The organism is Photobacterium sp. SKA34, assembly GCF_000153325.1.
In the GTDB taxonomy this organism is placed as follows: Bacteria; Pseudomonadota; Gammaproteobacteria; order Enterobacterales; family Vibrionaceae; genus Photobacterium.
In genome coordinates this window covers 224,654-235,393 of sequence record NZ_CH724142.1, presented here as the reverse complement: position 1 = coordinate 235,393, position 10,740 = coordinate 224,654, and the positions used below count along the sequence as shown (strand labels likewise).

Here is a 10,740-nt window from a genome sequence, read left to right as displayed (position 1 = left end):
CTTTCCTATAAAAATTTTAAAAGTCGATAGAGAGTTCATCAAAGATCTACCTTTTAATAAAGACAGTATTACAATTTGTCGTTCTATTATAGAGCTTGCTCATAATTTGAATTTAACAATCGTCGCTGAAGGTGTTGAAACAGAAGATCAACTTAAGTTCTTAGAATCTCTAGGTGTTGAAGAATTACAGGGCTATTATTTTGATAAACCATTACCATTATCAGATTTTGAGAATAAATATTTAGCAACAAATGAAATAAGGTCAACTTTAAGTTGAAAACAAGGTTCTCATCATCCTTAATGTGTCTTATTATTGTGGTAATAGAATTGTTATGTAGGATGCTTTGATGAGCTTTGATGACCACTTAAATAACTTTATCAAGCAGCGCGATCAATTTGGTGGCACAGTACAACAACGACAGCAGAAACGTAATAGCTATGTCGTTGTCGATGCAACGGATCAAAGTAAAGCCCGTGAGTCGATGGCTCGTGAACAAGAATTAGCTGCAAAACGTGCTGAATTTGAAACCAAACAACACCATGAACGTGTTAGTGGTCGTTGTGTTTTGCCAGATGAAGCACAAACATTAGAAAACAACAAATTACAAGCACGACCGGCAGATCCTAGCCGTATCGCATATATACAACAGCTTAAAAAAGATCTAAAACTCAAAAAATACAGTAATTGATCTTATCTTCATTCATCAAAAGGAAGTTATCTTGTAACTTCCTTTTTTCTTCTCGTAACTAACCAAATAAAATTACAATAAATTTTTAATACCAATAAAAATAACACAAAAAACAAGCATAAATTACAGCATTGAATACTATTAAAGTGTAAATCGCTCAATTATTTTAATTTTTTATCCAAATAATTCCAAAAATATCTGTATGAAAAACAATCAATCTTATACTGTGAGAAAATTCCTTTTTTTTTCAATTGCATTCATAATAACTAAAATTTCATTTTAACCTTCGTATTACAGTGCATATTTCGTTATAAATATGTCTCCACTTATTCATTTAACCAAAAAAAATCAGATAAACACCTGTTTTATAATAAATTTTAAATTTTAAAGATGATATTTATAAAAATTTATTTGCAGTTTTGACCTTCTAAAAATAACAACCGTTAAAGCCTAAAAATAAAACAATTCACCAACAAAAAAACACCATAAAGTAACTTAATTTACTTTTTAAAGTAGGTATATTCGATATTTTATACAAAATCATCACTTAAAGCTTAATTGGCTACTACATTATAATTTGAATAGCAATATGGTCAGAATACCTTTTAAACGTTAAAATTAGCATCAAAGAAGTACAATTGAAGATTATCGATGAACACAACTATTCAAATTAATGAGCTCGAATCATTGCTCATAGCAATAATCGTGCTTTTTCTAGGTTACTTTATTAATAGTAAAGTTGCGATTTTAAGAAAATATAACATTCCAGAGCCGATTGTTGGTGGCTTAGTTGTTGCTGTTATTATAACAATTTTTCATTTCCAAGGGTTTGATATTAGCTTCAAGCTCAGTATGCAAAATGCATTAATGGAAATGTTTTTCTCAACAGTAGGCCTTGCTGCTAGCTACAAACTTTTAGCCAAAGGTGGATCACGCGTATTCTTGTTCCTAGCCTTAGCAACAGTATTCATTGTTATTCAAAATGCTGTTGGTGTTAGCTTGAGTAAGTTACTTGGTCTAGATCCATTACTGGGTCTTGTAGTTGGCTCGATTACGTTATCAGGTGGTCATGGTACTGGTGCCGCCTGGGCACATACCTTCTCGACTGACTACGGCATAAATACGCTTGAGCTATCGATGGCATGTGCAACATTTGGTTTAGTCATGGGTGGTATTATTGGAGGACCTGTAGCACAGCGTCTTATTAATAAATACAACCTAAAATCAGATTTTGGTGAAAGCGGTAATCACCATATTGATCACCCAGATCTTGTAACATACAGTGATAAAGAAGAAGATCGTATTACCTCAAAGAATACGATTGAAGTGTTATTTATTCTTCTTGTATGTGTTGCAGGTGCATCACATGCTAAAGAGTTTGTTGATAGCTTCGGTATTAACGCACTTCGTATTCCTGAATTTGTTTACGCACTTTTCATTGGTGTCTTCATTACTAACTTTTGTGAAGGAACTAAGTGCTACAAAATCAATAAAGAAACCGTTGATGCTTTGGGTACTATTTCGTTATCCCTATTCCTTGCAATGGCATTGATGAGCCTGCACTTATGGGAATTAATGGATCTCGCATTACCTATGTTGGTGATTCTTTTCGTACAAACCATTGTGCTCGCACTATTTACTTATTTCGTGACTTTCCGCGTAATGGGTAAAAATTACGATGCCGCAATTATTGCTGGTGGTCACTGTGGTTTCGGTATGGGCGCAACACCAACAGCTGTAATGAACATGGGTGCGCTTGTATCGAGAAATGGACCATCACCACAAGCATTTATGGTAGTACCTATTGTTGGTGCTTTCTTTATTGATATTACTAACTTACTTGTACTACAGGGCTATATGAGTTTCCTTGGTCACTAATAATAATCACTCTTAATGCTTTATAAAGGGGAAAGACAGAACGCTTTCCCCTTTTTATTCTTTTTTAATACTCAATATTACCTCAAACAAATAACACCCTAGTTACATTCCCCCTCAATTAAAACGCTATTCAAATTCAGTTACACTCTAACTTCCATACTTTCGACTCATTTGTAACAAACAATTTCTAGCCAATTTTAAATTTAAATAATCTTGATAAGATTCGCGCACTTTAAAAAACCCATTTAGATATAACATTATCTTTGTTGGCAAAGTGATCTGCTGACATCGTCTTAATTGAGATAAGTATGAAAAAATTTGATAGAGCAATGCAGATCTTACTTGCTGGATTTTGCATTAATTTGTGTATGGGTATTCTTTACGCATGGAGTGTTTTCAAAAAAGCACTTGTTGTTGATTTAGGCTGGTCAAATGCTGACGCTTCACTACCTTATACTGTTGCTATTATTACCTTCTCATTATCATTATTAGTGGCAGGTATTCTGCAAGACCGGATGGGCCCACGTCGAGTGCTCATCCTTGGCACAGTGATGGTTGGTCTAGGTATGATCATTTCAAGCTTTGCTACCACTCCTATGCTACTGATCGTAACATTCGGTATCTTAACGGGTAGTGGTATCGGTTTTGGCTACGCATGCCTTAGCCCATCAGCAATGAAATGGTTCCACCCTTCGAAGAAAGGTCTAGTTAATGGCTTAATTGCAGCAGGCTTTGGTTTAGCTGCTGTATACTTAGCCCCGCTAACATCTTTCTTAATTAAAGAAGTAGGAATAAACACAAGTTTCTTAGTATTAGGTATTGCTGTACTTATTATTGCAGTACCTCTTGCTTGTACCATTAACAATCCACCCGCAGGCTATACACCAGAAGTACCTGCTGGCTTCGATGTAAATAATAAATCAGGTAATGCTGCAGATCTAAACTGGCGTTCAATGCTAAAAACACCACAGTTTTACTCTCTTTGGGTAATGTATGCATTTGCTTCGGCATCAGGTTTGATGATCATTGGTAACATCACCTCTATTGCAGCAACACAAGCAAACATCGCAGATGCTGCTTACTTAGTTGTAATTTTAGCAATATTCAACTCTGGTGGTCGCGTAGCTGCCGGTATCCTATCTGACAAGATCGGTGGCATTAAAACCCTCATGATTGCCTTTATTATGCAAGCAATCAATATGGTAATGTTCGCAACGTTTAAGTCCGATTTCACATTAATTATTGGTGCTGCTGTTGCAGGTATTGGTTACGGTACACTGCTTGCGGTATTCCCATCAATCATTGCTGATTTCTATGGTTTGAAAAACTATGGTGCAAACTATGGTGTACTTTACACAGCTTGGGGTGTGAGTGGCTTTATTGGCCCAGTCGTAGCTGCGTTCGCTGTTGATACGAATGGTACTTACACGCTAGCATATACCGTGTGTTCTATTATGCTTGGTGTAGCAGTTATTCTTTCGTTTGTGACGAAGAAAGTAGATTCAGTCGCACTGGCAGCAAAAGTGACAAACGCATAACGAACTAAAATATACGTAAGAAAGGCTCAATTTTGTTGAGCCTTTCTTGTTTGTAAGACAGTATTTCCAACTCGCAACAAATTAACAACACTAATTCAAAAAAGAGAATATTATCAGATTTAAATACTTTATTAATCGATTAAATGTGATATTTAAATTCAAAATAAAACAGAATACTGAACAATTCAACTAAAAGCCGACACTCCAACCTTACTGCATAATAAATCACACCTATGCAAATCTAATATCTTAAAACATCTCGACTTACAACTTACACCTCACTATTATTAACTTCAAACAACCGTTTAAATAAAGCTAAAACGCAATAAAGACGCCGATACACCCTTACTATTACCATCCCAAACACTACACTATCAAAATTAGTCTTCGTGAATAATTAGTCACAAATAATAATAATTATTATTTTATTCTAATTTTCATCTTGTTAGCTTTTCGTGATCTACATCTTTTCGTTCACTAGACCTTTTATTTTCTCTTCCTATAATTAAGAACTGTTAACATATTATTAAAATTATTAACAAATGCATTTTTAATTTCACATCAAGACCGACAAAGGAAGGTACAAATGGCTAATAAATTATCAGTGGTATTTGCGGCGTTAGCCTCTTCAACTGCCCTTTTTGCTGCAAACGCCAATGCTGAAGCTACGTTAGACAAAGTGATGAAACAAGGTTATGTCCAATGTGGCGTAAGTGCTGGTCTACCTGGTTTTTCAAACCCTAATGCAAAAGGTCAATGGGAAGGCCTTGATGTAGAATTCTGTCAAGCCATTGCGGCAGCAACCATTGGCGATAAATCAAAAGTTAAATACATCCCACTGACAGCAAAAGAGCGCTTCACTGCACTACAGTCTGGTGAGATTGATGTTTTATCACGAAATACTACATGGACTCTTCACCGTGATACCTCATTAGGTCTCAACTTTACCGGCGTTAACTATTACGACGGTCAAGGCTTTATGGTTAAAAAAGACATGGGCATCACAAGTGCTAAAGAATTAGATGGTGCGGCTGTTTGTGTCCAATCAGGAACAACTACAGAGCTAAACCTTGCTGATTACTTCCGTGTTAATGGCATGACTTATAAACCAGTTGTATTTGATACAGCTCCTCAAACATCTAAAGGTTTTGATTCTGGTCGTTGTGACGTATTAACAACAGATCAGTCAGGACTATATGCTCTTCGCTTAAACTTAAAAGATCCAAGTTCAGCAGTTGTACTACCAGAAATTATTTCTAAAGAGCCTTTAGGCCCTGTCGTTCGTCAAGGTGATGATCAATGGTTCAACGTTGTTCGCTGGACGCTCTTCACAATGATCAATGCTGAAGAATTTAATGTCACCTCTGCCAACGTTGATAAATTAGCGAAAGAATCAAAAGATCCAAATATCCGTCGTCTTATTGGTCTAGATGGACCAAAAGGTAAAGGCTTAGGACTTAAAGATGATTGGGGCTATCAGATTATCAAACAAGTGGGGAACTACGGTGAGAGCTTTGAGCGTACTGTTGGTGAAGGCTCACCACTTAAAATCAAACGTGGTTTAAACGCACTTTGGACTAACGGTGGCATTCAATACGCACCACCAATCCGTTAATTTCAGGCTTAGATATTTATTGAAAGAAACATAGTACAACGTAGCACTATATAGGGATTCGGCAACGGGTCCCTACTTTTACATCTCAATAGGAACTGAGGTTGTTGTATGGCTCCTACACCACATACATCGGATGTATCTAATCCAAAGTCCAAACAGAATATTTTTTACAACCCTACTTTTAGGGCTGTTATTTTTCAACTTATTGCTGTCATTGGGCTAGTCTTCTTTTTTTACTCCATCGTTAATAATGCCCTTACAAATTTAGAATCACGAGGTATCTCGACAGGATTTGACTTTCTTAGCCAGGAAGCAGGATTTGGTATTGGATTAAAACTGATTGATTATGATGAAACTTATTCTTATGGGCGGACCTTTGTTGTTGGATTATTAAATACTGCGTTAGTCGCAGTGTTAGGGATTATCCTTGCTACAATCATCGGATTTATCATGGGTATAGCTCGCCTATCCTCAAATTGGTTAATCAGCCGTTTGGCCGCTGTTTACATTGAAGTATTTCGTAATATTCCTTTATTACTGCAAATCTTTTTTTGGTACTTTGCTGTACTCCAAGCACTTCCCTCTCCCCGACAAAGTATCAGCTTAGGCGAAGCTGTCTTTTTAAATATTCGCGGACTATCAATTCCTAGCCCTATATATGGCTCTGGCTCTGAAATTGTTGGCTGGTGTTTAGCTATTGCCGTTGTTATTTCTTTGTTCTTTTATCGATACGCGAAGAAAAAGCAACAACAAACGGGTCAGCAACTTCCAGTATTATTAACCGTAACAGGATTAGTTTTAGGCTTGCCATTGATTGCCTTTTTTATCACCGGTATGCCTATTGATTTGGAATATCCAGAACTTAAAGGTTTTAACTTTAAAGGTGGAATAACGATCCTTCCTGAACTTGCAGCCCTTTTACTGGCACTAAGTATCTATACCGCTTCTTTTATTGCTGAGATTGTCCGTTCAGGCATTAATGCCGTTAGCCATGGTCAAACAGAAGCGGCTGAAGCATTAGGATTATCAAGAAATAAGACTTTACGTCTTGTCGTTGTTCCGCAAGCACTACGTATTATTATTCCGCCACTTACCAGCCAATATTTGAATTTAACTAAAAACTCATCGCTTGCGATGGCTATTGGTTATCCCGATCTTATTTCTGTCTTTGCAGGAACGACTTTAAACCAAACAGGTCAAGCTATCGAAATCATCGCAATGACTATGGCTGTCTATCTCACATTAAGCCTACTCACTTCATTGGTGATGAATATCTATAACAAGAAAGTCGCGTTGGTGGAGAGGTAATTACTTATGAATAAACATCAATTTCAACCCGATCTACCGCCACCAGCCAATACAGTAGGGGTTATAGGCTGGTTACGTACCAACTTATTTTCCTCTTTGACCAGTAGTATCGCGACATTTATCTTAGGTTACTTTGCTATTTTAGGCATTTGGTACATCGTTGAATGGGCATTTATTAATGCTGACTGGACAGGTGATAGCCGTGATGCTTGTACCAGTAGTAGTGCGTGTTGGACATTTATCAACGTCCGCTTTGATCAGTTTATGTTTGGTTTTTACCCAACAGAAGAGCTGTGGCGACCTAAACTTTTTTACGCAACATTAGCCCTGTTCATTGGACTATTAGCTTACGAAAAAACACCTTATCGTGGATGGATATGGCTATTTTTTGTCAACATTTATCCATTTCTTGCAGGTTTCCTTCTTTACGGTGGCGTATTTGGTTTACCGATTGTTGAAACACACTTATGGGGCGGACTATTAATTACCTTGGTGATTGCGATTGTCGGTATTGTGGTTTCTTTACCTATCGGCGTCGTCCTTGCTTTAGGGCGACGTTCAGAAATGCCTATAATTCGTAGTATCTGTACGGTTTATATAGAGTTATGGCGTGGTGTACCGCTGATCACCGTACTCTTTATGGCATCGGTGATGCTCCCACTTTTCCTTTCAGCTGAAATGGAAACCAATAAATTAATACGCGCACTCATTGGTGTGGTGATGTTTAGTGCCGCTTATATGGCAGAGGTTATTCGCGGAGGATTACAAGCAATCCCTAAAGGGCAATATGAAGCCGCGGATGCATTAGGTTTAACGTATTGGAAGAAGATGTACCTTATCGTTTTACCTCAAGCATTAAAAATTACCATTCCCTCTATTGTAAATACGTTTATCGGCTTGTTTAAAGACACCAGTTTAGTACTCATTATCGGTATGTTTGATGTATTGGGTATAGGACAAGCAGCCACCAGCGATCCTGAATGGTTAGGCTTTGCAACTGAAAGCTATGTCTTCGTTGCTTTAGTCTTCTGGATCTTCTGTTTTGGTATGTCGCGTTACAGTATTTATTTAGAAAACAAATTGCACACTGGGCACAAACGTTAGCAAGGACAGCATTATGACGAGTAGTACTTCAAAACCTAACACGGATAACACCAGCTCTGATCTTATGATCCAGCTAACTGATGTGAATAAATGGTATGGTCAATTCCATGTTCTTAAAAATATTAACTTGCAGGTAAAGAAAGGTGAGAAGATCGTGATTTGTGGTCCTTCAGGATCAGGTAAATCAACCATGATCAGATGTATTAACAGCCTAGAAGAACACCAAAAAGGACAAATTATTGTTGGTGGTACAGAGCTAACTGATGATTTGAAAAATATCGAGTTGGTAAGAAAGGAAGTCGGCATGTGTTTCCAGCACTTCAACCTCTTCCCTCACCTAACGGTATTAGAAAATTGTACCCTTGCTCTTATTTGGGTAAAGAAAATGCCAAAGAAAGAAGCAGAAGCTTTAGCGATGAAGTACCTTGAGCGCGTTCAAATTACCGATCAAGCAAATAAATTCCCAGGACAACTTTCTGGTGGCCAGCAACAGCGTGTTGCTATCGCCCGCTCACTTTGTATGAATCCGCAAGTTATGCTTTTTGATGAGCCTACATCAGCGCTCGATCCTGAAATGGTAAGAGAAGTGCTTGATGTAATGGTAGAGTTGGCAAATGAAGGCATGACGATGCTTTGTGTGACTCACGAAATGGGTTTTGCACGACAAGTTGCTGATCGCGTAATATTCATGGATCAAGGTGAAATCATTGAAGAAAATAATCCTCATGATTTCTTTGATAATCCAAAATCTGATCGTACTCAACTGTTCTTAAGCCAAATATTACATTAAGACGTATAATATAAATGTTTCAAATAAAACAAGTGATTAGTACCCCTGCTCATTGTTACTTTGAAACATTTACTTACACATTAATCTGATTTTCATCGCTGCGGTTAAGTAATATATGAGCTAAGTGATGATAACGTGCTTCAGTACAAATATTTTGAGGTTGAGTGCTTAGTTAATCTTGCTTTTATGGTAATTTAGCCTCATATATAAATTAATAGACTCAATATAACTACCCTAAGGGGATTTTTATGAACGATCGTATAGTTAATCGTGACGGCGGTTACGAAGGCTTACTATCTACCAACAAGGTTCTACGTAACACCTACTTCCTACTTTCGTTAACTTTGTTATTTTCTGCAGGTATTGCAGGTGTAGCGATGGCAATGAATGTACCGCCAGTACACTGGATTGTATTACTTGTAGGTTTCTATGGTTTAATTTTCTTAACCGAACGTAACCGAGAGAGTAGCTTGGGCTTAGTTTTCGTCTTCGCACTAACTGGATTTATGGGTTATACCTTAGGTCCAATTCTAAACATGTATGTTGGCGCGGGTATGGGTGATGTTGTAATGACAGCCCTAGGCGGTACAGCGGTAACTTTCCTTGGTTGTTCAGCTTACGCACTAACCACTAAGCGTGACCTATCGTTCTTAAACGGTATGTTAATGGCAGGCTTTATCGCAATTATTGTTGCTGTGGTTGCTAATATCTTCTTGAAGATGCCAATGCTGTCACTTGCTATTAGCGGTATGTTTGTTCTGTTCTCATCAGCTGCAATTCTATTGACAACACAGTCAATTGTTCGTGGTGGTGAAACAAACTACATCTCAGCAACAGTAACGTTGTACGTATCAATCTACAACCTGTTCCTAAGCTTGTTGCAAATTCTTGGTGTTATCAATAGCGATAATAACTAGTAGCAGCCGCTCTTCTCATTCTAAATGCCCGCTATCTTGCGGGCATTTTAATATCAGCAGTAGCCAGATACATGAACATAGTGAACAGTTTTACTTGCAGCACTGCACCACACTCACTATGCTTTGAGCCGTAATGAATACCGAGGCTCACCATGCTTGAATTTAATAAAAAAGAAATCGAAACAGATGCACAAGGCTATCTGAAAAATGTTAGTGACTGGTGTGAAGAACTTGTCCCTTTACTTGCAGAAGAAGAAGGGATTGACCTTTCTGCTGCACACTGGGAAGTGATCCATTTTGTACGCGAATTTTATTTAGAATTTAATACATCTCCGGCAGTCCGTATGTTGGTTAAAGCTATGGCAAAAAAATACGGCGAAGAAAAAGGAAATTCTCGTTATCTTTATCGCCTATTCCCTAAAGGGCCAGCAAAGCAAGCAACAAAATTAGCAGGGTTACCAAAACCAGTAAAATGTATTTAATACGCTACTGTTGCTAATCCTCTGTGGTCACAGGATACGCCTTTACTTAGTATTTTGTGACCCTCTGTTTATTGACAACAATGGCTACTTAATCGTAAATCCATCAACATGCCGCCATTCAAGCTCTTCAGTTTTTATTGATTTAATATCTGCTAGCTTTACCCCACTTCCTAACCAAACTAATAGCGCATCTATATTTTCTTTTTCACCACAAGCTAAAATTTCCACACTGCCGTCAGGTAGGTTTTTCGCATAACCTTTTAGACTGTATTTCAACCCTTCATGAGCCGTGTGAAAACGAAAACCCACACCTTGTACACGACCTGTAACAATCGCTCTTATACATAACTGTGACATTCATCACCTCAAGTTATAAGCAATTTTGTCGATGTATATGTAGTTCCACCACCAATGTTATC

At 37.6% G+C, this 10,740-nt stretch carries 11 protein-coding genes; 10 read left to right on the top strand and 1 reads right to left on the bottom strand.

Annotated elements, in window-relative coordinates; genetic code table 11:
- The 10 genes from SKA34_RS23615 to tusE form a co-directional block, all read left to right on the top strand.
- Window positions 1-277: EAL domain-containing protein (locus tag SKA34_RS23615; RefSeq protein ID WP_006645410.1), on the top strand; the 277-nt coding region annotated here is incomplete at its 5' end.
- Between the two features lie 70 nt (window positions 278-347).
- Window positions 348-689, top strand: a complete 342-nt coding sequence (locus SKA34_RS10060) for a hypothetical protein (RefSeq protein ID WP_005368330.1) — start codon at window positions 348-350, stop codon at window positions 687-689.
- A gap of 651 nt (window positions 690-1,340) precedes the next feature.
- Entirely contained in the window at window positions 1,341-2,567 is a 1,227-nt protein-coding gene (gene gltS, locus SKA34_RS10055; RefSeq protein WP_006645409.1) for a sodium/glutamate symporter, read from the top strand.
- 308 nt (window positions 2,568-2,875) lie between these two features.
- On the top strand, window positions 2,876-4,105 hold the full coding sequence (locus tag SKA34_RS10050) for an OFA family MFS transporter (RefSeq protein ID WP_006645408.1): 1,230 nt from the start codon (window positions 2,876-2,878) through the stop codon (window positions 4,103-4,105).
- A gap of 586 nt (window positions 4,106-4,691) precedes the next feature.
- Window positions 4,692-5,720 (top strand): amino acid ABC transporter substrate-binding protein, encoded by a 1,029-nt coding sequence (locus SKA34_RS10045; RefSeq protein ID WP_006645407.1) that lies wholly within the window; start codon window positions 4,692-4,694, stop codon window positions 5,718-5,720.
- A gap of 108 nt (window positions 5,721-5,828) precedes the next feature.
- Window positions 5,829-7,028: an amino acid ABC transporter permease gene (locus SKA34_RS10040; RefSeq protein ID WP_006645406.1), complete on the top strand. Its 1,200-nt coding sequence runs from the start codon at window positions 5,829-5,831 to the stop codon at window positions 7,026-7,028.
- Window positions 7,029-7,034: 6 nt separating this feature from the next.
- Window positions 7,035-8,132 carry an amino acid ABC transporter permease gene (locus SKA34_RS10035; RefSeq protein ID WP_006645405.1) on the top strand — a complete coding sequence of 366 codons (1,098 nt, stop codon included), beginning with the start codon at window positions 7,035-7,037 and terminating at the stop codon, window positions 8,130-8,132.
- Window positions 8,133-8,145: 13 nt separating this feature from the next.
- Window positions 8,146-8,922 (top strand): amino acid ABC transporter ATP-binding protein, encoded by a 777-nt coding sequence (locus tag SKA34_RS10030; protein ID WP_369750680.1) that lies wholly within the window; start codon window positions 8,146-8,148, stop codon window positions 8,920-8,922.
- Window positions 8,923-9,170: 248 nt separating this feature from the next.
- Window positions 9,171-9,839 carry a Bax inhibitor-1/YccA family protein gene (locus tag SKA34_RS10025; RefSeq protein ID WP_006645403.1) on the top strand — a complete coding sequence of 223 codons (669 nt, stop codon included), beginning with the start codon at window positions 9,171-9,173 and terminating at the stop codon, window positions 9,837-9,839.
- 152 nt (window positions 9,840-9,991) lie between these two features.
- Window positions 9,992-10,321, top strand: coding sequence for a sulfurtransferase TusE (gene tusE, locus SKA34_RS10020; RefSeq protein ID WP_005368340.1), 330 nt, complete (start codon window positions 9,992-9,994; stop codon window positions 10,319-10,321).
- Window positions 10,322-10,405: 84 nt separating this feature from the next.
- On the opposite strand, the gene yccX is transcribed toward tusE, so the two are convergent.
- Window positions 10,406-10,678, bottom strand: coding sequence for an acylphosphatase (gene yccX, locus SKA34_RS10015; RefSeq protein ID WP_006645401.1), 273 nt, complete (start codon window positions 10,676-10,678; stop codon window positions 10,406-10,408).
- Window positions 10,679-10,740 lie beyond the last annotated feature (62 nt).